General features: G+C 56.9%; 18 protein-coding genes. 14 read left to right on the top strand and 4 right to left on the bottom strand.

The window, feature by feature from the left end; translation table 11 throughout:
- Positions 1-331: 331 nt before the first annotated feature.
- The 5 genes from AC0L8N_RS02070 to AC0L8N_RS02050 are packed head-to-tail and all read left to right on the top strand — an operon-like array spanning position 332 to position 7,409.
- Positions 332-1,411 (top strand): TRAP transporter substrate-binding protein, encoded by a 1,080-nt coding sequence (locus tag AC0L8N_RS02070; RefSeq protein WP_473665920.1) that lies wholly within the window; start codon positions 332-334, stop codon positions 1,409-1,411.
- Positions 1,371-2,249 (top strand): substrate-binding periplasmic protein, encoded by an 879-nt coding sequence (locus AC0L8N_RS02065; protein WP_473665918.1) that lies wholly within the window; start codon positions 1,371-1,373, stop codon positions 2,247-2,249. The genes AC0L8N_RS02070 and AC0L8N_RS02065 overlap by 41 nt, the downstream gene beginning before the upstream one ends.
- A gap of 10 nt (positions 2,250-2,259) precedes the next feature.
- A complete protein-coding gene (locus tag AC0L8N_RS02060) occupies positions 2,260-3,906 on the top strand; it encodes a flavin monoamine oxidase family protein (RefSeq protein WP_473665917.1) in 1,647 nt (548 codons plus the stop codon).
- On the top strand, positions 3,903-5,897 hold the full coding sequence (locus AC0L8N_RS02055) for a PhoX family protein (protein WP_473665915.1): 1,995 nt from the start codon (positions 3,903-3,905) through the stop codon (positions 5,895-5,897). The genes AC0L8N_RS02060 and AC0L8N_RS02055 overlap by 4 nt, the downstream gene beginning before the upstream one ends.
- Before the next feature lie 18 nt (positions 5,898-5,915).
- Entirely contained in the window at positions 5,916-7,409 is a 1,494-nt protein-coding gene (locus tag AC0L8N_RS02050) for an aldehyde dehydrogenase family protein (RefSeq protein WP_473665914.1), read from the top strand.
- Positions 7,410-7,792: 383 nt separating this feature from the next.
- Here AC0L8N_RS02050 and AC0L8N_RS02045 read toward each other — a convergent pair whose 3' ends face one another.
- The 4 genes from AC0L8N_RS02045 to AC0L8N_RS02030 are packed head-to-tail and all read right to left on the bottom strand — an operon-like array spanning position 7,793 to position 11,851.
- Positions 7,793-8,674, bottom strand: coding sequence for a phytoene desaturase family protein (locus AC0L8N_RS02045; protein WP_473665913.1), 882 nt, complete (start codon positions 8,672-8,674; stop codon positions 7,793-7,795).
- A complete protein-coding gene (locus AC0L8N_RS02040) occupies positions 8,562-9,377 on the bottom strand; it encodes a phytoene desaturase family protein (protein WP_473665912.1) in 816 nt (271 codons plus the stop codon). The genes AC0L8N_RS02045 and AC0L8N_RS02040 overlap by 113 nt, the downstream gene beginning before the upstream one ends.
- 40 nt (positions 9,378-9,417) lie before the next feature.
- Positions 9,418-10,788 (bottom strand): aspartate aminotransferase family protein, encoded by a 1,371-nt coding sequence (locus AC0L8N_RS02035; RefSeq protein WP_473665911.1) that lies wholly within the window; start codon positions 10,786-10,788, stop codon positions 9,418-9,420.
- Between the two features lie 37 nt (positions 10,789-10,825).
- A complete protein-coding gene (locus AC0L8N_RS02030; protein WP_473665910.1) occupies positions 10,826-11,851 on the bottom strand; it encodes an ABC transporter substrate-binding protein in 1,026 nt (341 codons plus the stop codon).
- Between the two features lie 354 nt (positions 11,852-12,205).
- Between AC0L8N_RS02030 and AC0L8N_RS02025 the strand changes: the two genes are divergently transcribed.
- The 9 genes from AC0L8N_RS02025 (at position 12,206) to dusA (ending at position 24,163) form a co-directional block, all read left to right on the top strand.
- Positions 12,206-12,859, top strand: coding sequence for a TetR family transcriptional regulator C-terminal domain-containing protein (locus AC0L8N_RS02025; RefSeq protein WP_473665909.1), 654 nt, complete (start codon positions 12,206-12,208; stop codon positions 12,857-12,859).
- 110 nt (positions 12,860-12,969) lie between these two features.
- Complete coding sequence (locus AC0L8N_RS02020) at positions 12,970-13,842, top strand: ABC transporter permease (RefSeq protein ID WP_473665908.1); 873 nt, start codon at positions 12,970-12,972, stop codon at positions 13,840-13,842.
- A 17-nt stretch (positions 13,843-13,859) separates the two neighbouring features.
- On the top strand, positions 13,860-14,648 hold the full coding sequence (locus AC0L8N_RS02015; protein ID WP_473665907.1) for an ABC transporter permease: 789 nt from the start codon (positions 13,860-13,862) through the stop codon (positions 14,646-14,648).
- Positions 14,645-15,745, top strand: a complete 1,101-nt coding sequence (locus tag AC0L8N_RS02010) for an ABC transporter ATP-binding protein (RefSeq protein ID WP_473665906.1) — start codon at positions 14,645-14,647, stop codon at positions 15,743-15,745. The genes AC0L8N_RS02015 and AC0L8N_RS02010 overlap by 4 nt, the downstream gene beginning before the upstream one ends.
- Positions 15,746-15,784: 39 nt before the next feature.
- Positions 15,785-17,164, top strand: a complete 1,380-nt coding sequence (locus AC0L8N_RS02005) for a glutamine synthetase family protein (RefSeq protein WP_473665905.1) — start codon at positions 15,785-15,787, stop codon at positions 17,162-17,164.
- 383 nt (positions 17,165-17,547) lie between these two features.
- Positions 17,548-20,412: a TonB-dependent receptor gene (locus AC0L8N_RS02000; protein WP_473665904.1), complete on the top strand. Its 2,865-nt coding sequence runs from the start codon at positions 17,548-17,550 to the stop codon at positions 20,410-20,412.
- Positions 20,413-20,432: 20 nt separating this feature from the next.
- Positions 20,433-20,879 carry a cupin domain-containing protein gene (locus tag AC0L8N_RS01995; protein WP_473665903.1) on the top strand — a complete coding sequence of 149 codons (447 nt, stop codon included), beginning with the start codon at positions 20,433-20,435 and terminating at the stop codon, positions 20,877-20,879.
- Between the two features lie 756 nt (positions 20,880-21,635).
- Complete coding sequence (locus tag AC0L8N_RS01990; RefSeq protein WP_473665902.1) at positions 21,636-22,892, top strand: hemolysin family protein; 1,257 nt, start codon at positions 21,636-21,638, stop codon at positions 22,890-22,892.
- Between the two features lie 284 nt (positions 22,893-23,176).
- Positions 23,177-24,163, top strand: coding sequence for a tRNA dihydrouridine(20/20a) synthase DusA (gene dusA / locus AC0L8N_RS01985; RefSeq protein WP_473665901.1), 987 nt, complete (start codon positions 23,177-23,179; stop codon positions 24,161-24,163).
- Positions 24,164-24,305 lie beyond the last annotated feature (142 nt).

The raw sequence follows: 24,305 nt of genomic DNA, 5'->3' as shown, positions 1-24,305 counted from the left end.
CTATGTCCGTGAGTTTGCCGGACGTTCAAACCCATTGGCATAAAACCAAGAGTTGGTAGAGAGGGCGTGATTCTGTCCGCGGCATAGTAGCGCCAGTTAGGTGACTGTGCGCCGGACGGTGGCAGTGCGCCGCGAGTTTGCGGTTCAGTTCAAGTTGGGACCAGACGGCCGGTTTTAGTTTGTGGCCCCAAATGCCGTGGCGGGCCATCCTCAAGCGGGCGTCTTTTTCCGTAGTGATCCTCAGATATTGACTGAATGTTTGTTCAATTACTATGGACTCCAGGAAATGCAGCAGACATAATGACCGCTCGGCCACTATCGGGTTAAACGTATGGACAGAAGGCGATTTCTCAGCACGAGCGGTCTGGGAGCGGTTGGCGTCGGTTCCGCCGCTTTCGCGAAATCATCACCGCGGACATTGACCATGGTCACCTCGTGGCCGGCAGGATTCCCAGGGATCGGGACCAGTGCGAACCGCGTGGCCGAGCGCATTGAGGCTGCCAGCGGAGGGGAGCTGACCGTTAAGGTGTACGCCGCCGGCGAACGGGTCGGGCCGTTCGAAGTCTTTGATGCCGTGTCCGCCGGCGAGGCGGATTTGTACCATTCGGCGGACTATTACCAGGTGGCCAAAGCACCCGCCTACAACTTCTTCACCGCCATTCCGTTTGGCATGACAGCGACAGAGCTGGCAGGCTGGTTATTGCACGGCGGTGGCCAGGAGTTGTGGGACGAAGTGTCGGCACCGTTCAATATCAAGCCGCTTCTGTGTACCAATACGGGCGCCCAGATGGGTGGTTGGTTTAATCGCGAGATACGCCGAGTTGAAGATTTTAAAGGGCTCAAGATTCGCATGCCGGGGCTTGGCGGGATTGCGTTGCAGAAGCTCGGCGCCGTACCCGTGAATCTCGCTGGCGGCGCAATTCACGGCGCACTGAAGGACGGTTCCCTGGATGCGGCCGAGTGGGTCGGTCCGTGGAATGACCTTGCGGCTGGCATGCACGAAGTAGCGTCTCACTACTACTATCCCGGCTTTCATGAGCCCGGTGGTTCACTCGCACTGGGTGTGAACCTTGGTGTGTGGAACGGCCTCAGTGCGCGCCTGCAGGCCCTTCTTCAGGAGGTCACAACGGCAGAGTATATTCGCTCGCTTACCGAGTTTAACGTGCAGAACTCATCCGCACTGACAGTGCTCGATGAACAGCACGATATACGACCGAAAATATTCAACGATGAGGTCATGAGATCAATTGCAAAACATGCCAACGAAGCCGTTGCCGAGATTGCGGATAGAGATGCCTTGACCCGAAAGGTCTTCGATAGCTTCAGCGCCGCGCGGGCGAGTGCAATGCGCTGGGCCGTATTCGGCGAAGATGCCTTTACGGTGGCGCGACGCAAGCACTATGTGCGTTAGTCAAAAGACTCGCGTCAGCCCGAAAGTATTAAGGCACAACCGGAGCGCGGAGTTCATCACGCTGCTACTTGTCGCAACGTGGTTGCTAGCCGCCTGCAATCCGCAACCGACCGGGGTAGCAGAAAGCGATTGTCATTGGCGTGTCGCGTGGGATCCGTACGAGCCATATTCGTATTCCGGGGGCGGCGATGTACCGGTGGGATTCGACATCGACGTCGTAACCGAAGTCGCCGCCAGGATTGGCTGTGAATTATCGTTCCAGGAAATGGCGTGGAGCGAGATTCTCGAGGCGCTGGAAAGCGGAGTTGTCGATGTAACTGTCGGTACAGGGTACAAGAGCGACAGAGCGGCGTGGTCGTGGTACTCGGAAAGCTACCGCAAAGAGGTCATTGGCCTCTTGGTGCGCAAAGGAACGGCCGCGACTTTCCCCGGTTCTTCCATCGACGATGTGCTGGCTGGCGGTCTTATTTTTGGCAAGACTGTTGACGATACCTATACGCTGCCGATGGAGGGCGTATTCGCCCGGTATCCGAACCAGGTAAAAGCTCGTGTCAGCGAAACGGAGAATGTCGAGCGCTTGCTCAATCAGTCGATCGATGGCTTTCTGGTCGAGGTGAATGTTGCATCGGCCCTGGTTTCGAGACTCGACGTAGCACCTGCCGTTGAATTTCACGGCCTGGCATTCGATGCCGGTTCGTACAGACTGCAAATGAGCAAGAAGACAGTGAGTCCTGAACAGTTAGCTGCCATCAATGCCGCAATACAAGTGCTGTCTCAATCTGGCTGGCTGGCGCGCGGTATTGAGGCGTACGGCATACACGGTTTAACCGAAGAATGAAGAGGACTGAATGAAAATCACTCGCAGGCAGTTTGTTGAACGTGTCGGCGCAATGGGGTTTGGTGCCGCTTTCATCTCCATGCAAGCATTGGGTATGTTGCCAAAGGAAGGCGGCAGTCAGGCGCTGCCGGAGCTCCAGCCCGGCTCAGGCAATGGCAAGTCAGTGGTCGTGCTGGGTGCTGGCGTATCCGGTCTCGCAACAGCATTCGAACTACGGCGTGCCGGTTATGACGTTACCGTACTTGAGGCGTCCAATCGCAGCGGCGGTAGAAACAGGACGATACGCAAGGGCGATGTCGTACAGGAACTCAACGGAGTAACCCAGGCCTGCGAATGGGAAGAGGGGCTTTACTTTAATGCCGGGCCATCGCGAATTTCGTCACAGCACTGGCGCGTGCTTAATTATTGCCGGCAGTTTTCCGTGCCACTTGAAGTTCAGATTACGACCAATCGTGCTGCGCTTTATCACGATGACAAGGCATTCGGTGGCCGTTCGATCGAAAACCGCCAACTTCACTATGACACGCGCGGCTACATCGCCGAGTTACTGAGCAAGTGCGTCAATCAAGGTGCGCTGGATCGGGAATTGACCGATAGCGACAAAGGAACGTTGCTGGAGTTTCTGCAGGAGTTCGGTGACCTTAGCTCTGGCGGTGATTACGCCGGGTCCACACGTGCCGGTTATGCGCGACTGCCATCGACAGGCACGGATTTTGGCCAGCGGCGTGAGCCGCTCGCGTTTCGCGATTTGCTCGACGCAAATTTCTGGGGCTGGATGTTCAATGAAGACGAGATCTTCGGGCATCAGGCAACGATGTTTCAGCCGGTTGGCGGAATGGACAAACTGGTTACCGCCTTTACCGATCGGTTGCCAGCCGGTGTCGTTCAGTCGAATTGCATCGTTGTTGAGATCGTCAACAGCGACGACGGCGTGGAGGTTGTTTACCGGCAGACGGAGCCTGGCAGTTTGCCGGTATTCGATACTCCGCAACAAAATATACCGCATCAATTTGGCTTCGATCACCTTGGCGAACGCGCGACATTGCAGGCGGATTATTGCGTAACGACGATTCCATTCGCCGGCTACAAGTACATTCAGAACAATTTTTCCGCGCAGAAGAAACAGGCCATCGCCAAGGGACAGCACTACGAAAATTCTGTCAAGACCGCATGGCAGTCGCGACGCTGGTGGGAAGAAGATCTTGGAATATACGGCGGCGTGACGTACACGACACGGGACATCGAACAGATCTGGTACCCGAGCAATGGTTTCTTCGAAAAATACGGCACGATAGTTACCAGTTACAACGACGGTGAGGTTGGGCATCAATGGCACATGATGTCGCCACAGGATCGCGCCGCTGCCGCCCGCGTCAGTACTGAACATGTGCATCCGGGGTACGGCAATGAGTTGCAGCACCCGATATCGTTTGCCTGGCGTACGGTGCCGTTCAGCTGGGGTGCCTGGCCTGCCTGGGAGCCTGATGACAGTGCGGCCACAACGGCTATGTACGAGCAGATGATTCGGCCTGAGGGTTCGGTCTTTTTTGCCGGGGATATCGCCAGTTTGTGGGCAGGCTGGATGGAGGGCGCGTTTGCCGCCGCACACTCGGCAGTGGCCTCAATTGACGAGAGAACGCGGGGAGGCAAAGCGTGAGCGACGACGGGAAGCGTAGAGGACGGCGAGGTGACGGAGAGGTCCGCGTATTCAATGACAAAGGCAGTTCGAGGGTCCGGCGGACGTGGTCTGCACAAGCCGATTTTCGTGAGGTCCTGGAGACCCGGCTCGGTCGCAGAAGCTTTGTTGCTGCCGGTCTGGCATCCACGTTGTTGCCAATGTCCTCGTTGCTGGCGGGTTGCGGCACTCGGGATGCCGAGCTGGAGGCCGGTCCCGGCCCGGATTCTGAATCAACGTTGTCGTTCGGCGAAGTGGCTTACGACGAAGCCGCGGAAGACGTACTGCCTGATGGCTATTCGCGCCAAATACTGATCAGTTGGGGCGACCCATTGAAGGCCGGTGGGCCGACGTTTGCGGCGGACAATACGGATGTGGAAACCGCACTCCAGCAGTTTGGCTACAACAACGATTTCCTGGCCTACCTGCCGATGGACGCCAACAAGAATGCTTCGGAACACGGATTGCTGGTGGCCAATCACGAATACCCTTTACCGTGGCTGATGTGGAACGGTTTGGATGAAAGTACCGCCGCAGCGGAAATGAGCAGGGAACAGGTTGATGTCTCGATGGCGGCAGTGGGGCTCTCAGTGCTGGAGGTTAAGCGCGAAGGTAGTGAATGGCAGCTGGTTGCCGATAGTCGCTTCAATCGCCGTGTGTCAGCGTTCACGCCTATGGATATTCGAGGTCCTGCACGCGGTCACCCGCGGATGCGCACGAGCGACGACCCGGACGGCAAGACAGTCCTCGGTACACACGACAACTGCAACGGTGGTCTAACCCCGTGGGGCACGGTGCTCAGTGGTGAAGAAGGCTCAGCCGATTTCTTTAAAGGCGATTTTGAAAAGACGCAAGACAGCGCGCACTTAGCGCGCTATTACTACGATGCACAAAGCCATACGGGCGACTATGGTTGGGGCCGCTATCACGCGCGCTTTGATCTCGAACAGGAGCCGAACGAAGCGAATCGATTCGAATGGGTTGTTGAGCTTGATCCGTTCGAGCCCGACCGGCCGCCGGTAAAACGTACGGCACTTGGCCGGTTCGCCCATGAAGGTGCGCACACGGTCTTGAACAGCGATGGCAGAGTAGTTGTCTTCATGGGCGACGACTGGGAGTTCGAGTACATCTATCGATTTGTCACTGACGCGGTCTACGATGCTTCTGATCGAAGCGCAAACCGTCACTTGCTGGACAATGGCACGCTGTCCGTCGCGCAACTTGACGACAACGGTGCATTGCATTGGCTGCCTATCCGCTTTGGTGAGGGCCCCCTGACGCCCGCCAATGGCTTTGCCGACCAGGGTGATGTGTTGATACAAACGCGCCGTGCGGCTGATCTGCTCGGCGCTACGCCAATGGATGCACCGGAGGGTTTCGTCAGTGATCCGAAGCGCGGTGTGCTGTTCCTCGCCCTGACTCAGAATCGCGACCGCACGGCGAGCCAGGTATCGGCCGCAAATCCGCGTGCCAACAATGAATTCGGTCATTTGTTAGAACTGTTCGCACCGACTGTTGGCGATGGCGCGCACGACTACGCGGCCGATCGATTCGAGTGGTCACTCATGCTGTTGTGCGGCGATCGCGCTGAAGCCGCACCGTTCCACCCGGAGACGGCCGAGCGCAGCCGTTTCACGGACCCGGACAACCTCTCCGTTGATCCTATGGGGCGCCTGTGGGTGTGTTCGGATGATGGCAATGGCACGCGGGATGCGTTGTACGTGATGGAGACCGAAGGTCCGGAACGTAATCTGAGCCGGCGATTTTACATGCCACCGTTGGAGTCGGAATGCTGCAGTCCGGCATTCACTCCCGATGGCCGCACGTTGTTTCTTGCCGTTCAGCACCCCGGTGAAGAGGCGAGCAGTCTGGAAACGATAGTGACGCGTTGGCCCGAATTGCAGCCAGGCGAGCCGCCGCGTCCGTCGGTTATCGTCATTACGCGCGATGATGGCGCTGTTATTGGTAGTTAAGAAAAGGGTCAGGAAATCATGAGTGCATTGTCTAAAGAGGACTGGCTACGACGGGCGCAAGAATTGCGACCCGACGGCAAGCACTTTATAGACGGACGATCCGTGGCGTCACTCGACGGGCGTTCGTTCGATATTGTCAATCCAGCTACCGCAGCAGTGCACAGTACGGCGGCAAGGGGTTCCGGGCAGGATATCGATGCCGCGGTATTCGCTGCTCGTCGGGCGTTTCCGGCATGGTCCGCTATGGCGCCCCGTGAACGCATGCGTGTGCTGATGGATTTTGCAGATCGCATCGAGGCGGACGCCGAAAACCTGGCATTGATGGATACCCTCGACATGGGGATGCCAATCAGCAATATGATCGACGGCGAGGTTCCCGAAGCGGCCAGCATCTTCCGCTTCTTCGCAGAGACCATAGACAAGCTCAATGGCGAGGTCACGCGAACCGATGCGTCGGCATTCAACTACATACTGCACGAACCGCTCGGCGTAGTAGGTGCAATTACACCGTGGAATTTCCCGCTGACTCAGGCCGCCGGCAAGATTGCGCCGGCGCTCGCGGCGGGCAACACGCTCGTGCTCAAGCCTTCAGAGGAGTCGCCGCTCAGTGCAACCCGCATGGCGCAGCTGTTCCTTGAGGCCGGCGGACCGCCGGGTGTTTTTAACGTGGTAAACGGTCTTGGCGCGGAGGCGGGCAAAGCGCTCGCATTGCACATGGACGTTGCGAAGATTGCGTTCACGGGCTCAGTTGCGGTTGGCCGAAAGATGATGATCTATTCCGGTGAGAGCAACCTGAAGCACGTTGCGACCGAGCTGGGCGGTAAATCCCCGCAAATTATTCTCGCCGACGTTGATGATGTCGACTTTGCTGTCGATTGTGCGATCCACGGGATTTTCGGCAACACAGGGCAGGTCTGCAATGCCGCATCAAGAATGCTGGTACATGCCAGCGTCCACGATGAGTTCGTCGAAAAGCTCACGGCCATGACGCCGGGCTATTACACGCCGGGCGACCCGCTGGATCCTTCGACGACATTGGGCCCGTTAGTCAGTCAGCGTCAGAAAGAGACGGTTCTTGGCTATCTCGAAACCGGCCGGCAGGAAGGAGCGACGCTCGTGTTCGGTGGCAATCGGCCTGCAACGCCCGACACCGGCTATTACGTCGAGCCCAGCTTGTTCACGGGCGTGGCAAATGGCATGCGGATTGCGCAGGAGGAAATCTTCGGTCCTGTTGCCTCGGTCATACGCGTGCAATCCGACGAGGAAGCCATTCGGATAGCGAACGACTCGATCTACGGTCTGACGGCCAGTGTATTCACACGGGACCTCGCCAAGGCGCATCGTCTGGCGCGTGACATTCAGGCTGGCGTGGTCTGGATAAATACAATCAACGAATCCGATATGACGATGCCTTGGGGCGGCGTCAAACAATCAGGCAATGGCCGTGACAACTGTCTCGCGACTATGTATTCCTACCTGCAGACCAAGAGCGTCTGGACTCGAATTGGTTAGCGACGGGATGGTCAGGTTGTCAGTAGCACGCCGGGCTATATCCGCACTACATTGATCTGCGACAGTCGGTTTCCCGCGGTCAAGATTGTGCAGAAAATAGTGTGCCCCTGAATAAAGGCACTACCTTGATTTCCGCTGGTCTGGGTTTCGCCCGTCGGAATCTGTCCGGCCTCAGAACCGCACCGATACAGTGATGCTCCAGTACCTAACCGCGGTGCGGCGAACCAGTGTGTCATTGGCCAGATGATGGCGACCGGGCAGCACGGGCGAAGCTGAGACTATAAGCCACCGTCGCTGCGGTCTGATCTTTGCGGGTAGGCGTTTGTCCCGCAGAGGGGGCGACCAGCTTACCGATCCAAACCAGTCGCGCAGTTGCCCTCTGCTCACAATGCGCGTAGTGCAATCTTGGCGGCATGATAGCCAGGTATGCCGGAAACGCCACCGCCGGGATGGGTACCGGCACCGCAAATGTACAGACTCTTTATCGGCGTGGTACAGCCGGCAGCGTCAGCGTGCGGACGCATGGTGAACAATTGGTTCAGTTCGTACTGCCCGTGCGCAATATCACCGCCAGTCAAACCGTATTCGCGCTCCAGGTCCAGCGGCGACAATGCAGTCTGGGCGGTTATCGAGGCGCGAAAGTTGGGCGCGTATTTGTTGAATGTATCGATAATGCAGTTGGCAGCTTCTTTACGACAATCATCCCAATTCCTGCCTCCGGACAAATGCCGGGGGAAGTACCGGGCACTCAGACTGATGATGTGCTTGCCAGCCGGGGCCAGGGTGTCGTCGTGAATGGTAGGAATTACCGCCTCGATGATAGGCGATCGCGACCAGTTTCCGGAGCGTGTGTCATTGAAGGCTTCGCGGATGTACTCGATTGACGGCAATACGTAGATCATCCCCTGATGTTGCGGACCTGGCTCTTTACCCGGCTTGCAGATGAAGTCTGGCAGTTCACTGATTGCGCAATTCATGCGAAACGTGCCCGATTCCATCCGGTACGCATTGATGTCTTCGCGGAACTCCGGCGCTAAGTGTTCGGCATCGACCAGTCCAAGAAAAGTCCGCTTAGGGTCCGCATTCGACAGAATGACGGTCGCGTTGATTCGTTCACCGTTGTCCAGTTCGACGCCTGTCGCCGCGCCATTTTCAATGAGTACTCGTTTTACGGCCGTACTGGTTCGGATAACTGCACCGTGACTGACGGCGGCGTCGCGGATCGCGTCCGAGACAGCGCCCATGCCCCCTTTGGGTAAACCCACAGGCACCTGCAACTCCGTTCACTTCGCATAGCTGTCCATGCAGCAAACGAAAAGCCGTAGTCGGTGTGTCCAGATCATTCATGTTTCCGGATATGGCACCAAACGCGTAGGGCAGTTTCGCCTGATCGCTTTCAAGGTAGCGTTCCAGCAGGCTGCCAGCGCTCTGCGACATGGCCTGAACCAGGCGGTTGCGATTCCGCCGGCCCAGTTTGACCAGGTCGATGCCGATGCGCGCCCATTCGAGCAGGTCACGCAGACCGTTCCTGGAGGTGGGAGGCGGTCGCAGCATGCGCTTGGCGAAAAACGTGCTCAGGGGCAGCAGCATTTCGCGCAAGCGTTCCAGGCCTTCGACGTCGTTCGCGGAGAACTTGCGAATTTCCTGGTCATCGTTTGCCGAGTCTCCGGTCAACAGCATGTACTCACTGTCATTTAGCGCGAAAAACTCGTTCTCGACCTGTTTGATCTCAAGGCCGTGTTTGGCGAGTTCGAGGTCCTTGATAATCTGCGGTCGCAAGTAACCAACCACGAACGCGCAACTCGAATTGCGATAGCCTGGTGCAAACTCCTCAGTCGCTGATGCGCCGCCGACGGTGTAGCGCTTCTCGAGAACGAGGACCCGTTTGCCGGCACGAGCGAGATAGGCGGCTGAGGTCAGGCCGTTGTGGCCACCGCCTATCACTATGGCATCGTAGTTCATTGTCATTACGTCCGGACCTCTGTTACTGCTTTATGGCTAGCCGCCTTCATGCGACTTCTGCCGCTACGCTCATCAATTCATCGACACAATCGGCGAAAATCTGATTGTGCAGATCAACATGTTCAGCCGTGGTCGACGGCGACGTGAGCATCATGTTGTGGAAGGGGGTAATCATCACGCCTCGGTTGAGGCAGTAGAGGTGCAGCAACTGTTCAAGCTCACTGTCTGTTGTGGCTTCAACTTCCCGCGCGGTGCGGCGCGGTTTCACGGTATGTCCGTACTCGACCCGGGCACCCATGCGGCTCACGTGCCACGGTAGATTGTGTTTCTCTATCGTTGCCCGAATACCTTCTTCGAGTCGTTCGGCAATGGAGAACATGTACTGGAAGTTTTCTTCGGTAATGACGTTCTCAAGCATTGTGCGCACCGCGCGCAATGACAACGCGTTGCCGGACAAGGTGCCGCCGATGCCAACGACGACTGGGTGTTCCGGGTCGAGGAGTGCGTCAAAACGATTCGCGATGTCCTCGGAAACGCCGTACACCGCCGCAGGAATTCCGCCGCCGATAGGTTTGCCCAGTACGAAGATGTCGGGTTCGAGGCCATAGGCCTGCGTATAGCCGCCGGGGCCGGACGATATCGTGTGGGTCTCGTCGATGATCAGCAGAACGCCATGCTTGCGGGTAATTTCCCGCATACCGGCATGAAAGTCCTCGTCGGGCAATACCATGCCGCAGTTGGTCAGAGCGGGCTCTGCGAGTACGCAGGCGACATCACCGTGCGACAGTGCTTCATCGAGCGCTGCCAGATCGTTAAACTCAACGACCCGGGTAGTTTGTTCCAGTGGCACAGGCGGCCCGACGCTGCCTTCGCGCGGATTGACGCGCCCTTCGTCCAGCCGCGCGAGCGTTTCGTCGTGAGTACCGTGATAGCAGCCGTCAAAGACCAGAATCTTGGGTCGCCCGGTGATTGCGCGCGCAATGCGCGCGGCGAATCGATTGGCGTCCGTGGCGGTCAGCGTAAATGACCAGCGTGGCAAACCGGTTCGCTTGGCGAATTCGGCAGCGATACGCGCGCCGTCTTCGGTCGGCAGCATATAGGTGAGGCCCTGATCAACGGCTTCACGTACGGCGGCGACCAGGACATCCGGCGAATGACCGAACATTGCGCCGGTATCGCCCAGACACAGGTCGACGTAATTGTTGCCGTCGACGTCTGTGATCTGTGCACCTTTGGCCTTGTCAACGAATAGCGTAAACGGACTTTCCCACTCAACCAGCCATGGCATCTGCACGCCGGCAATGAAGTGCGGCGCCGAATCGGCGGCAAGTTTGCGGGACGTCGGATGGGCGGATTCGAACGCGGTTTTCTCACGTTCGAGCAGGTTCCTGATACGTTGTCTGCTGATCAACGGCATATAATGTTCCTGTGTAAGTTGTCGTTAAGGTCTTCGTTTACAAGCCGAGTTTTACTTCTTCAAACATGACGGCGATAGCGTCGGCATTTCGTTGTGTTCGCTGCATGACGCTGCTGTCTATGACGGACTGCATGTCCTGATCCAGACCCAAGCTTTGCAGCACGGCATCGCTGACCAGGCCAATCGCAAGCTGGTTGGCCACGCCGGTGCCGTTTTCTGCGATAGTGAAGGCGCCGCCTTCAGGGCTGATCATCGCGTCGATGACTTCGTGGGCAAGTTGTCGATGCGTGGATTTCGCATGAATCGCCGCGCCGCATATCCATGCCATCCGACCTTCTTTCGGATTCATGAACGCGACCGGTACGCCTTCGGCCTTCAGGTTCGCGTAGTCCGTGCTCCAGCCGAGCGCGGCAACAACCTCGCCGCTGGCGAGTGATTGCGCGATCGACGTGTTGTCGCTCGTGTACATGCGCAGCAATGCCCGTTGTTCCTGCAACAGGCCGCGGACCTGTTCAATCTGCTCAAGCGAAAGATCGAATGGGTCCAGCCCGGCATACAGGGCGGCAACGGATACGCCATCGACCTGGCTATCGATAGTGGCCAGCCGCCCTTTGTATTTGGGGTCCCACAAGATGCTGTAGCTTTCGTTATCGACGTACTCCGGCGCGATGTCCGTACGGTAGATCACCGAGGTTAGGCCCCAGTCCGTCGGAATCATTACCCTGCGACCGTCCACCATGCCGCCTTCTGCGTTTTTCAGCGCGGGGATGACGTCGTCCCAGTTGGAAAGCAAGTCCGTATCGATAGTGCCCAGCAGGCCAGCACGGTTCCAGCGGTCCACGACATTGGCGCAGGGCAGCATGACGTCGGGCTGATAGCCGGCGCGCATCTTTTGCAAAGCCTCCTCTTCGTCACCGTAAAGGCTGAAGTCAGGTGGGCGCCCGTATTTCGCCACGTACGGTGGGTAGAACGCGGGATTGTCGTAGCCGGCCCAAACAAACGCGACCGGGTGCTCAATCTCTATCGCGAGCGAATCCATCTGGAAACCTACGTGCAGCGCCATGCAGGCGGTCAGTCCAGCCAGCGCTCGTCGCGCCGTACTGGGCGGTCTGCGCCCGGAGCTGGACTCGTTTTCTTGCCTCGTGACCACCTGTTGCCTACCTGCTGCCGCTTGCATGCGCCGTCTCATATCGTCGGTTTACCCGTCTTTCCGGTCGCTGAGCGATTGTTCAATGAAATATGAAAGGATGATTGCAGTTTACGTTCTGATTGTCCACAATCACTGAACAATTGTTTAGCCAAGTGCGGGGAGAGTGGGTTGGATCAGGGGCGAAACCAGGCAGGGCGGGCGCAAACAGGTGCCCGGACTGCAGAACTAGTACAATCTACGCCTTTTTCTGCAGCAAGGGGCCGAGACATGGCGACCAAACCGGGTACTTCCCGAGTGAAACGGCGCGATCAAACGCGTCAGGATTTGATCAATGCCACCATTGATTCCATAGCCAGTCGCGGTTTTGCGGAAACCACGCTGGAAAAGGTGTCAAAGCGCGCGGGTGTCTCGCGAGGGTTGGTGAACTTTCATTTTGTCAGCAAAGAAAAATTGCTGATCGAAACGCTGGAGCAGTTGTCGGAGGAATACGCTGCGTCGTGGAAGAAAGCGCTGGAGAATGCAGCGCAGGACCCGGTTTCACAATTGGCCGCACTGATTGAATCCGATTTTCACCCCCGGGTTTGCACTCGCAAGAAAGTCGCGGTGTGGTATGCCTTCCTCGGCGAAGCCCGGTCGCGACCGACTTACACCGCGGTGTGCAAAGGCTGGGATCGCAGCTTCTCCAATGTGATGGAGAAGAGTTGCAAGGCCGTTGCGGAACTCGGCGGTTATGTCGATGTAGACCACGCAGTGGTCGCGCGAGCATTGGGAGCGCTGATCGATTCCTTGTGGCGTGAACTCATGTTGAGCCCCAAAGACTTCAGTCGCGAAGCCAGCAAGTCGATGTGTTTCCGTTATCTGGCCAGTGTCTTTCCACGGCATTTCGATGGCGACGGAATTCTGGATTCTAATGCGGCCTGATTCAGTTCATTCGGGCAAAGCCCGCAATGACTACCGCGAGCCGTCGCGCTGACGAGCGCGCAATTGACGATGGCGGGCAATTCTAACAACAGGCGAGCGGTATTTCCGCGATGAAGCCGACGTCCCGTTCCTGGCCAGTGCGGCTGGCTTATTTGCAACTTTCTCCCGGCTTGCTGCTGGTAACCGCCGCACTACTCGTGCCCCTGTGCCTGCTGGTAGTCGCGAGTTTCTGGAGTGCGCAGGGCTACGGCGAGTTCGACACGACGTTCACGCTGGCGAACTACGAGAAACTGCTCGAGCGGCCTGGCTACAGCCGTATCTTGCTGCGCTCAATCGGCATTGCCGGCTGCGTTACCCTGGTCACAATCGTTCTCGCTTACCCATTGGCGTATTTCGTCGCTTTCGACGTAAGCAAGCGCAAGTTGATCTGGTTGATCCTGATAACGTTGCCTTTCTGGACCAGTTATCTGCTTCGTGTGTTCGCGTGGAAGGTTGTGCTGGGCTGGAACGGGGCGATCAACTCAGGCTTGATGAGCCTTGGTCTTATCGATGAACCTTTCGGGTTCCTGTTGTACAACCCGCTCTCGGTTGTCCTTACGATGTCACATGCGTGGGCGACTTTTGCAATTCTACCGATCTATCTTTCGCTCGAGAAAATTGACCGTAATCTTTTTGACGCAGCCGCGGATCTCGGTGACGGCCCGTTCCGCCGTTTTTTCCGCGTCACGCTGCCGCTATCCATGCCGGGTGTTATCGCCGCGGCGGTCATCATATTTATTCCCACGGTTGGGGACTACATTACGCCGGCGCTGGTCGGTGGACCTGATGGCCTGATGGTCTCGAATCTGATTCAGGCCCAGTTTGGTAAGGCGAACAACTGGCCTCTTGGTGCGGCCATCTCGGTGGTTTCCATTAGCAGCGTAGCATTGCTGTCATTGTTGTTCGTTGCCGCGATCCGTTTCCTGTCAGCGAGGATCCGCTAGTGTCGGTGAAACGTACAATGGGTCAGCGTATACGGATGGTTTTTTCGTCGTCGTACATGTTTTACCTGTACGCGCCGATACTGATTCTGCCGTTATTCTCATTTAATGACTCTTACTACATCAGTTTTCCGTTCAAGGCATTCACCACCCGCTGGTACAGTGAGCTGGCGGCTGACCCGTCGATAATTTCGGCGTTGCTGGTCAGCGTTCAGATTGGTTTGATCACCGCGGCCCTGAGTACCGCATTGGGCGTGTTGACGGCTCGTGCACTCACGCGTCAACGTTTGCGTGGCTACCGTTCTATCGTTGGCTTGATCATGCTGCCGATGGTTATTCCTGAGCTGATCATGGCGGTGTCGTTGCTGGTCGTGATGAACAAGACAACGCTGGGGCTTGGCAAATGGGCGGTTGTGCTGGGCCACATGCTCGTTTGCTACCCCTTCGCTGTGGCAATTTTGATGTCGCGTTTCGAAGGTTTTTCTGTGCTTCTCGAAGAAGCGTCGCTCGATCTGGGTGCGACACCCTGGCAGACGTTCTGGCGGGTCGTTTTTCCATTGACACTGCCAGGTGTGGTGGCCAGCTTTCTTCTTACCTTCACTATTTCTTTTGACGAGTTCTTGATTGCGTACTTTCTGTCCGCAAGCGAACCCACATTACCGGTATACCTGTGGGGGCAGCTCAGATTTCCCAAGAAGCTACCGAGCGCACTTGCCCTGGGCACGCTCATCATTGCTTGTTCTTTTGTCATTGTCGCACTGGCCGAATGGCTGCGCCGACGACACGCCAACTCGGAACTAACTTCATGACACAACAGCCTCCTTTGGTCGAGCTGAGAAACGTGCACAAGCGATTCGGCAACTTCATTGCGCTGGATGGCATTAGCTTGAGCATAGAACAGGGTGAATTCTTTTCAGTGCTCGGACCGTCCGGTTGCGGCAAGTCAACAATGTTGAGAATGATCGCCGGGCTGGAGTCCGTCGACAGTGGCGAACTATTGATCGACGGCATCGATATGGACGGTGTGCCTGCGCATCGCCGGCCCTGCAACATGGTGTTTCAGAACTACGCGATATTTCCGCACCTCAGTTTGATCGACAACGTGCGCTATGGCCTCCGGAATCTCGGGCTGAGTCGTACGGATCGCGAACAGCGTGTCGCAGACATGCTGAAAGCGGTGCAACTTTCCGGTCTGGAAGAGCGGCGCCCTGATCAGCTCTCTGGCGGCCAAAGGCAGCGAGTGGCACTTGCGCGGGCGTTGGTCAGGCATCCCAAAGTCTTGTTACTTGATGAACCGCTTGGTGCTCTGGACAAAAACCTGCGTGAGCAAATGCAGTACGAATTGCGCGAATTGCAACGCGACGTTGGCATCACTTTCGTACTGGTAACACACGATCAGGAAGAAGCGCTGTCAATGTCAGACCGTATTGCGGTGATGCAACAGGGGCGGGTGTTGCAGATTGCTTCTCCGTTGCATGTTTACGAGCGTCCGAACTGTTCACAGGTTGCGCGGTTTATCGGCGACATGAATTTTCTCAGTGCGACGACCGAGACCGTACATGACAACGGGCGTGTGGACGTGCAGGTTGCAGGATTCGGGCTTGTTGATTTTTCGGAGTGTCTGGCAGGTGAAAGGTCGGGCCAGGCGCACACAGTGGCGATTCGCCCCGAGAAAATACAGTTGGCAGCAGGGCCCTCGGATTCCGGGCTGTGCACCGCCGGCACGGTACAAAGTGCTGCGTACTGGGGTGATCAATCGCATCTGCAGGTGACTGTCGACGGTTGCGATGCGCCGTTGACGGTTGCACTGCGGAGTCAGTCTGGAACTGAGAGTGGCTTGCCGTCACGCGGCGATCGTGTCTGGCTTTCCTTGCATCAGGCCGCTTTGCTGCGTTTCGCAGACTGATCTTCAGCGTCCAATTTTTCTAATCGGAGGCAACGTTCGATGACGACCGCCATGTACGCGGAACCAGGAGACCTGGAGCAGTTTCTCAAAGAGAATCCCGAAATCGAGGCGATCGATGCTGTCTTTCCTGATATGTGCGCAATCAGTCGGGGCAAGCGCCTGACCGTTGAGCACGCGAGGCAGTTGTACGCTAGTGGTCTGCAAATTCCGGCTTCCATGCTGATGCTGTCGGTTACCGGTAGCTGCATGGATCCGATCGGGCAGGGCGTAAGCGATGGCGACCCGGATATCGCAATTCGTCCGCTGGCGCGAACTTTGATTCGGGTGCCGTGGTCCGCTACGCCGCGAGCGCAGGTGACCGTGAGTTTTCTCAATGACGACGGTACGGCAAATCCGTTTGAGCCGCGCAATGTGTTAGCCGGAGTCGCGGCACGTTTCGCGGACAAGGGGCTGCGCCCTGTTGTGGCTTGCGAGCTGGAGTTCTGTCTCGTCGACCGTGAGCGGGATGCCGGCGGCATGCCGCAGAAGCCGGAATCAGCGGTCGCAGGCCGTCGGCACAAGAGTTCGCAGTTAATGAGCCTGTCGCATGTGGATGACTTTGAGGGCTATGTAACGGATGTAACCGCAGCCTGTCGCGAGCTGCAGTTACCAGTGACCGCTCTTAACGCCGAATACGGTGGCGACCAGTTCGAGATCAATCTTCGGCATGTCGCAGATCCTGTTCAGTCAGCTGATCATGCGATCCTGCTGAAGCAGGTGGTACAGAATATTGCGGTGAAGCACGACATGCGTGCGACTTTTATGGCCAAGCCCTACAGGGCAACGGCCGGAAGCGGCATGCATTGGCATGTCAGTTTGCTGGACGAATCGGGGAACAATATTTTCGATGACGGCAGCGAGCAGGGTGGCGCTGCGCTGCGACATGCGGTTGCCGGGGTTCTGGATATCATGCCGGAAGGGATGGCATTTTTCGCGCCGAACCTGAACTCATTTCGGCGCTTTCAACCGGGCCTGTTCGTACCGATGTCGCGTACGTGGGGTTACAACAATCGGTCTGTCGCCTTACGAGTGCCGGCAGGCAAACTCGAAGATCGCCGAATCGAATACCGTGTCCCGGGCGCTGATGCCAATCCCTACCTTGCACTCGCCGCTTTGCTTGCCGGGATGCATCACGGCCTTGAATCCCGAAGCGAGCCACCGACGCCGCGAACAGGGAATGCTTGCGAAAAGCCGGATGGGGGTCTGCCATTGCGACTGCCCGACGCGTTGCGGGCGCTCAGCGAGGCGGTGATCCTGCCAGGCTACCTTGGCGCGGAGTATTGCAAAGTCTACGCGGCGACCAAGCAACTTGAGTTTGATGCGTTTCTCGGCGAGCTCTCGGCGAGGGAAGTGGAGTGGTACCTGCGGGCCGATAGCTAGAGCAGGCGTACTGTCGCCGGACGGTGTCGCGTGGCCAGGATCGCACCGGATCGGGGTGCCATTTTTTTCACAGCGGATCACCGTCGGTGGCCCGGTCGGGTTCGCGTGCCGGTTGGTGCACGCCTTACAGTACTTTTATTAACAGTATGTTACGTGGCTATTGCGATTTTTTAAACATTTTCGACAGGCAAAAAATTCGCTGAACATTCGATCAGTTTTCCTTGGCAATTCACCTGCGGCGGTATAGTATCCGGAGGAGTTTGGAATCCAGCCCATAGCCCAAAATCAGGGATGCAGCCATGACCTTAACGATCACTCCGACTTCTTCTCGACGGTCCACTCGACTTCAGCCGGCGTCCATCGCCCGGTTCTGGTTGGCCATCGTGTTATCTGCAATTGTCTCGATTGCGGTGCCTGTGAATGCACAGGAACCGGGCTCAGGAACAATCAACGGCCGGGTCGTCAATCCCGGTACGCAAAACTACCTGTCAGGTGTGATGATTCGATTACGCGAAACCGGAGCGACAACGTCGTCGTCGAGTGACGGTTCTTTTCGTTTCAACAACCTGCCGGCAGGAAATTACTCAGTAGAACTTTCCTATATAGGTTTTGAGTCGAAGGTGGAGCAGGTGTCTGTGGTTGCCGGGGGTAGCGCATTAACGGTGATTGAAATCGGTCCTGTGACTCTCGACGAAGTAATTACCACGGGTGTACGAGGCGCCCAAGCGGCGGCACTCAACGAGCAGCGCAGCAATGACAATATTTCCAACGTCATCTCGTCGGATCAGCTCGGGCGGTTTCCAGATCGCAATATCGCCGAGGCGATGCGACGGGTTCCTGGTGTATCCATTCAGCGCGAAGAGAAGGCGGGAGACGGGCGTTACGTTTCCATTCGCGGATTGGATTCCGGGCTCAACAACTTCAAGCTGAACGGCATGAACGTCGCGCAACAGGAAGAAGACAATCGCCGTGTTGCGCTCGATGTCATCCAGATCGAAGCTGTGTCCAAAGTTATTGTGAACAAGACTCTGTTGCCGAACCACGATGGTGATGGCATTGGTGGTTCAGTCGAGCTGATCAGTGCGACCGCATTCGATTATCGCGAGCTGTACATTGATATGAATGCGGAAGGTTTCTACAACGATTTCAGCGACGATCTCGGTGGCAAGCTTGCAGGTACTTTCGCAACAGTCTTTGGTCCGGATGACCGCTGGGGAATTCTGGTGTCGGCCGCTTACAGCGATCGCAGCACCGCCGGCTACGGCTTGCTCAATGACGAAGACTGGGTGTCGGTTCTCGAACAGGACGATGACGATCCATTGGCCTCCGGCAATTCGCCTGAAGTCTACGATTTCGGCATGCTGCGTTTCGACAACGATCGTGAAAATGTCGGTATCAATACCGCGATCAGTTTGCAGGCCACCGACAACACGCTGTTGACCTTCAAAGGCAGCTTCAACCGCCTTGACGATACCGAGCTGAATCGCGGCATCTTTTTCGTAGGTGATGACGACGAGCTGTATCAGGGCGGCATGCTGAATCCCGAGGACGGCTATACGGCACGTATCTACGGTGAGTATGAAGAATCGGTGTTTCGCTCCCAGTCGTACAATTTGCTTGGCGAAACACAGCGCGGACCGTGGCGGTTCGACTATTCTCTGGGTTACTCGGAAGGTATCCGCGACGAACCCAACGACTACGAGTTGTCATTCGAAAAGGACATGAGCGCCGGCACGATACTATGGGATCGTTCGGACAACGAGTTTCCCTCACCAGTGCTGAATCCGACGGATTCGGCGGCCATTGCCAACGCGGCCGGCTGGTCGTTGAGTGGCAACGATATTGATGAAGACCGCGCGAAAGACCAAAAGACTGCCTTTACGTTTGACGCGATGCGTGACCTGACGGGTTCCGGCGCTTTCGAATACATGAAGATGGGCGTCAAGTACCAGCAGTCGAAGCGCTCACTGTTCGAAGCCAACGTGCTTGAGGCTGACGGCGATCTGTTCTTCGAGGAAGACGGATTCCGCGGCAACGATGTCAATTTTGCTGATATCGGTTCGCCTTACAGTTCAATCTTTGCGATAGACGAGGGTATGTTGAGTAACTGGCGCAACGTAGGGTTCGGCCTGGTTGACGACGGCGTACTCGAGAACGAATACGTTGACGATGGCTCTATCCCTCTGGACGCGGATACCTATTCGGCCACTGAGGACATTCTCGCCGGCTACATCATGGCGCAGGCAAACATTGGTAAGTGGGAGATCATCGGCGGAGTCCGTGTAGAACAGACCGAAGTATCCGTAAAGAATCTTGAGCTTATCGAAGACGATGATGCCGGCACCGAGACCTTAACGCCGATCAAGACCGACTCAAGTTACACCGATGTATTGCCGCGTTTGCAAATTAACTATCGCGCGTCGGACGATTTGATATTCCGCGGCGCGGCGTTTGCTTCGCTGGCGCGTCCGGAGTTTCAGTTCATTGCCGGCACGACGGAAATCGCGATCGAAGACGGTACGGCAGATATATTCTTGGGTAACCCGAACCTTGATACGGCGCAGGCCTGGAACTTTGATTTCGGTGTTGAGTATTACTACGGTGGTATCGGCATTTTGTCCGCGAATGTTTTCTACAAGACTATCGATGGCTTCATCTTTAACGATGACGCGCCGGAAGGCGATGGTGACGCCTCGCGCTTTGAGAACGACCCGCGGCTGGCCGGTCTCGAAATTGGTGACGTCGAAACGTTCTACAACGGCAAGACGGCCGAAGTTTACGGTCTTGAGCTGAATTTCATTCGACAGTTCACTGACTTGGAAGGTTTCTGGAGTGGTTTCGGTACCTACATCAATCTGACGATGCAGGAAAGCAGTGCCGATTCCGGGCTGGAAGGTCGGGATGATGTCGAATTCTTCAACGCCCCGGGGACCATCGGGACGGCAGCGGTGACCTACCAGGGTGAGCGCTTCGAAGCCAATCTGGCGTATTCGTACCGGGACAAGTTCCTGTTCGGCTTCTCGCAGTTCCAGGAGAGCATTTACGAGCAGGATTACGACTCGCTGGACTTCACCACCAACTTTGACGTAACGGACCGCATTCGTCTGGTCTTCCGTGCAACGGATATCACCGATGATGGCACTAAGGCGATCGTCCGCCGCACCTTCGGTAGCAGCAATGCGTATCTCGATAATTCGAACTACAACGGCCGCAACTTCACGCTGGGCATCAACGCCCGGTTCCGCTAGGCCTGGTCATGGAGCGAAACATGAAAGCGTTTACTGTTACCTCGTTGTTAATGGTCATAGCGTGGGTCGCGAACGCGGGCGATGACGAATTCGTGCGACTGACCCCGGACGACCTGGTGTGGACTGAGCTTGAGCCCGGTCTCGATATGGCGATACTCGAAGGAGATCCGCGTAGTGAAGGGTATTACATCATGCGCGCACGCTTTGCGCCGGGTACTTTCAGTGCGCCGCATTTTCATCCGAATACGCGCTATGTCACCGTGATTAAAGGTACCTGGTATACAGGTACAGGTACGGTATGGGACAAAGAACATTCGATACCGCTTGGACCTGGCAGCTACATGAAGCACCCGGCGAAAGCCGCACACTTCGACGGTGCGAAAGATGAAGAGGTCATCGTCGAAATCCGCGGCATGGGTCCGGCGCCACTGGTCTATGTCGATGCTGACGGGCATCCGGTGGAATAAGTTGCGTGTCATCGGTTTGTCGCTGCGGCTGCAACGCCCGTTGCCGTGGTAGATCGACAAGCTATCGTCTCCAGTTGTAACCGGCACCGTTCTGCCACCTTCCGTGGGGGCGGTGCCGCCCCTGCTCGGATCGTTGCTATTGTTGGAGTAGTGGCGATTCGGTCAGGGGCGTCGGTGCAGTCCGGATACCCTGCGGTATCTTCACGCAAGAGTTCAGCCATCGACTGACCTGTGATGACTGCGCGGCACGCGCGCGCTCGGAGCCGCGGACAAGACCGTTTGCGCGTATCCGGGGCGGAAACGCCTTCTTGCTGCGACTGGGAGGGAGCAGCGGTGAGCCTGTTGTCACGCAGTACCTGATTGCTGCCGGCTGTCACCAGCTTGAACAGAAGCAGTGTTTTACGCGTAAATGCACCGCGTGTACCTCATCTCGCCTTGGCTACCGAAACGTCGTTACGCCTGCGGAGCGTGCGCCACCCACGCCTCCTGCGGTGCTTTGAGTTCCTCCGGAACGGGACGCGCCGGCCCTGATCTCAGCACTGTAACTCATTGTTGTCCCACCCGTGGTGGCCTGCGGCTGCTTCGTCTGCGATAGCCGCGATCAAAGGAATTTGGCAGGATGGTCGGGCGGACGGCCTGCAAATCGCTAATTTGATCAGCAAGTGTCGCCTGTTTTGAATACCGCAGCTTGCTTGACGAATTCGTTCGGGCGGCGCCGCGGAAGTTTGTTCAGTGCTGTACTCACCCGGAGTCACGATGTTTATTTTTTTGACGGCCATTACGGTTGTCTTGACCGTTTCTTTCATATGTTCACTTTGCGAGTCTGTGCTGCTGTCGACCAGCCCGGCTCAGTCGGAAGCGATGATCTCGCGGCACAAGCGTGCCGGTCAGTGGATGGCTGGGTTCAAACGCAACATTGATGTACCGATCGCTGCAATTTTGATTCTGAATACGGCCGCGCATACGGTCGGTGCGTCAGTCGCTGGTGCGAGCTACGCGAGCGTGTTCGACGAGAGCACATTGTGGATATTCACTATTGTCTTTACGGTTGCAGTACTGGTGTTGACGGAGATCATTCCGAAAACGCTGGGCGTGAGTTACCCGAAGGTTTTCTCGGTTCCCGTCGCCTACATGATTCGGGTCATGACTGTTGTGCTGCATCCCTTCGTGTTCGTCAGTGAACGGTTCTCGCGCTCATTGCGTCGCGGCAAAGCTGCACCGGTCACTTCCGTTGAAGAAATTCGTTTGCTGGCGGCGATGGGCCGTAACGAAGGTGCAGTGGGACCGCGAACAGCAGAAATGATCGTTGGTGCAACGCACCTGCGGCAAATGACGGCGAGTGATGTGATGCTGCCACGCCAGGGAATCGTGCAGCTGTCGGGAGAAATGACCGCCGCCGAAGCGCGGGCGGTTATAAAAGACAAGGGTTACAGCCGATACCCGTTCGTGCCCGGCAAAGACATTGACGATGTTGCGGGCATTGTCGTTGCCAAAGACCTGTTGCACTGGATGCACGATTTTGACGACGAAACACTGGCATGGTCGGAGCTGGTACGTGAGCCGGTCGTTGTCCCGGAAAGCATGCCGTTGACCGGATTGTTGCGAACGTTTCAGAACGAACGAATGCACATGGCCATTGTCGTCGACGAATACGGCGGCGTCGAAGGTATCGTCACTCTGGAAGATGTGCTTGAGGAAGTGGTTGGCGAGATTCTCGATGAGACAGACGAGCACATTGATGATACCTGGCAGCAAAACGACGGTTCCTTGCACGTTCGCGGATCCGTCGAGCTGCGGAAGATCTGCGCGAGGTTTGGTTTGCCATGGGAGCCCGATGACAACGTCGCTACCGTCGGTGGGCTCATTACTGAAATTCTGGGTCGTTTGCCGGTACGCGGCGACAGCGTGTCGTGGAAGAGTTGCCAGCTGGAGGTGTTGTCTGCCAGTTCACGGCGAGCCGAAATGATCGCGGTCCGGCCGATTGCCAGTGGCGATGTACCGGAGGATGGCTAGCGAAGTCCGGCCAGTGCGCATGCACCGCTGCAGCGGGAGCGAGCGGGGGACGATTGCGAGAGTGCTGACTGGTTTTACTGCAGGGCGGAACGCGCGGTTGCGCGAGCTGCGCTGTCAAGGCTGTGGTCGGTCGTGGCGGGCTGGCCGCAGTTGCTGCAGGCCAGCCGTATTGCGGCATAATTCGGCCTTCGGTCGTTCGCTGCCAGCGAACTGTGGCCGCACAGATAATTAAGCGCGGGCGTTATTGCCCCTGATAAATGACCGCTCGCGCGTGGAAGGAATGGATGGCGAATAAGGATCTTTGTGCCCGCGTCTCGGTGGCACCCATGATGGACTGGACGGACCGCCATTGCCGGTTTTTCTTGCGCCAGTTAAGCGCACAAACCCTGCTCTACACCGAGATGGTTACCGCTGCGGCCCTCAAGCACGGTGACAGTGAGCGGCTCCTGCGGTTTGATCCGTCAGAGCACCCGGTGGTCTTGCAGCTCGGCGGCAGTTCGCCGGAGTTAATGGCCGACGCTGCCGTCATGGGTGCTGAGGCGGGCTACGACGCCATCAATATCAATGTCGGCTGTCCCTCTGACCGTGTTCAGAACGGACAATTTGGTGCCTGTTTGATGGCTGATCCACAGCGAGTGGCGGCTTGCGTGCGCGCGATGAAAAAGGCAACGGCTTGTCCGGTAACGGTAAAGACGCGGATCGGCATTGACGATCACGATAACGAGGCCTTTTTACGCGAGTTCGTCGATACCGTAGCCGATGCCGGTTGTGACACCTTTGTTGTCCACGCTCGTATCGCGGTTCTGGCTGGACTCAGTCCCAAGGAGAACCGCAGCGTACCGCCCTTGAATTACCCAAGGGTCTATCGTTTGAAGGAGGCAAGGCCGGACCTGCAAATCGTACTGAACGGCGGGATTAGCGATAGCCGGCAGGTACTGGCACATTTGCAGCACGTTGATGGGGTCATGATCGGCCGCCAGGCCTACCACGCACCGTGGTTTATTCGCGAGCTGGACCGGGTGGTTTATGGCGTCGATCGCGACGAGACCCGACAGGACGTGATTATGAGCATGCGCCCGTACATCGAAGAGGCGTTATCAGAGGGTATCTATCTCAAGCATATCAGCCGTCACTTGCTGGGACTGTTTGCCGGCGAGCCTGGTGCGCGCGCTTGGCGGCGACATCTTAGCGAACATGCCTGGCAGCCTGGCACGGGATTTGAGGTCTTGGAGGATGCGCTGGCGAAGATGCCCGCGGCGCTAGCCGCCTGAGCACAATGGGTACAGTAGGCTTTTGGTCAATGGTTGTAACCGTTGTTTGCTTTCTGGCGGTGATTGTTAGCCATTACCCCGTTACAATGGCCGCTCGAATCACCGAGTGCGGAGTTACCTCACCACCATGAGCGGGAAGAAT

It is taken from the genome of Woeseia sp. D3-10 (assembly GCF_055809415.1).
Note: the sequence above shows the minus strand (reverse complement) of the source record. Positions and strands in the feature narration are given on the sequence as shown.

Excerpts from the sequence above, each read along its gene's own strand:
- AC0L8N_RS02030 (WP_473665910.1), bottom strand. The coding sequence starts at position 11,851 with ATGGCGCTGCACGTAGGTTTCCAGATGGATTCGCTCGCGATAGAGATT.
- AC0L8N_RS02050 (WP_473665914.1), top strand. The coding sequence starts at position 5,916 with ATGAGTGCATTGTCTAAAGAGGACTGGCTACGACGGGCGCAAGAATTG.
- AC0L8N_RS02005 (WP_473665905.1), top strand. The coding sequence starts at position 15,785 with ATGACGACCGCCATGTACGCGGAACCAGGAGACCTGGAGCAGTTTCTC.
- AC0L8N_RS01990 (WP_473665902.1), top strand. The coding sequence starts at position 21,636 with ATGTTTATTTTTTTGACGGCCATTACGGTTGTCTTGACCGTTTCTTTC.
- AC0L8N_RS02035 (WP_473665911.1), bottom strand. The coding sequence starts at position 10,788 with ATGCCGTTGATCAGCAGACAACGTATCAGGAACCTGCTCGAACGTGAG.
- AC0L8N_RS02060 (WP_473665917.1), top strand. The coding sequence starts at position 2,260 with ATGAAAATCACTCGCAGGCAGTTTGTTGAACGTGTCGGCGCAATGGGG.
- AC0L8N_RS02010 (WP_473665906.1), top strand. The coding sequence starts at position 14,645 with ATGACACAACAGCCTCCTTTGGTCGAGCTGAGAAACGTGCACAAGCGA.
- dusA (WP_473665901.1), top strand. The coding sequence starts at position 23,177 with ATGGCGAATAAGGATCTTTGTGCCCGCGTCTCGGTGGCACCCATGATG.
- AC0L8N_RS02070 (WP_473665920.1), top strand. The coding sequence starts at position 332 with ATGGACAGAAGGCGATTTCTCAGCACGAGCGGTCTGGGAGCGGTTGGC.
- AC0L8N_RS01995 (WP_473665903.1), top strand. The coding sequence starts at position 20,433 with ATGAAAGCGTTTACTGTTACCTCGTTGTTAATGGTCATAGCGTGGGTC.
- AC0L8N_RS02015 (WP_473665907.1), top strand. The coding sequence starts at position 13,860 with ATGGGTCAGCGTATACGGATGGTTTTTTCGTCGTCGTACATGTTTTAC.
- AC0L8N_RS02020 (WP_473665908.1), top strand. The coding sequence starts at position 12,970 with ATGAAGCCGACGTCCCGTTCCTGGCCAGTGCGGCTGGCTTATTTGCAA.
- AC0L8N_RS02040 (WP_473665912.1), bottom strand. The coding sequence starts at position 9,377 with ATGACAATGAACTACGATGCCATAGTGATAGGCGGTGGCCACAACGGC.
- AC0L8N_RS02065 (WP_473665918.1), top strand. The coding sequence starts at position 1,371 with ATGCCTTTACGGTGGCGCGACGCAAGCACTATGTGCGTTAGTCAAAAG.
- AC0L8N_RS02025 (WP_473665909.1), top strand. The coding sequence starts at position 12,206 with ATGGCGACCAAACCGGGTACTTCCCGAGTGAAACGGCGCGATCAAACG.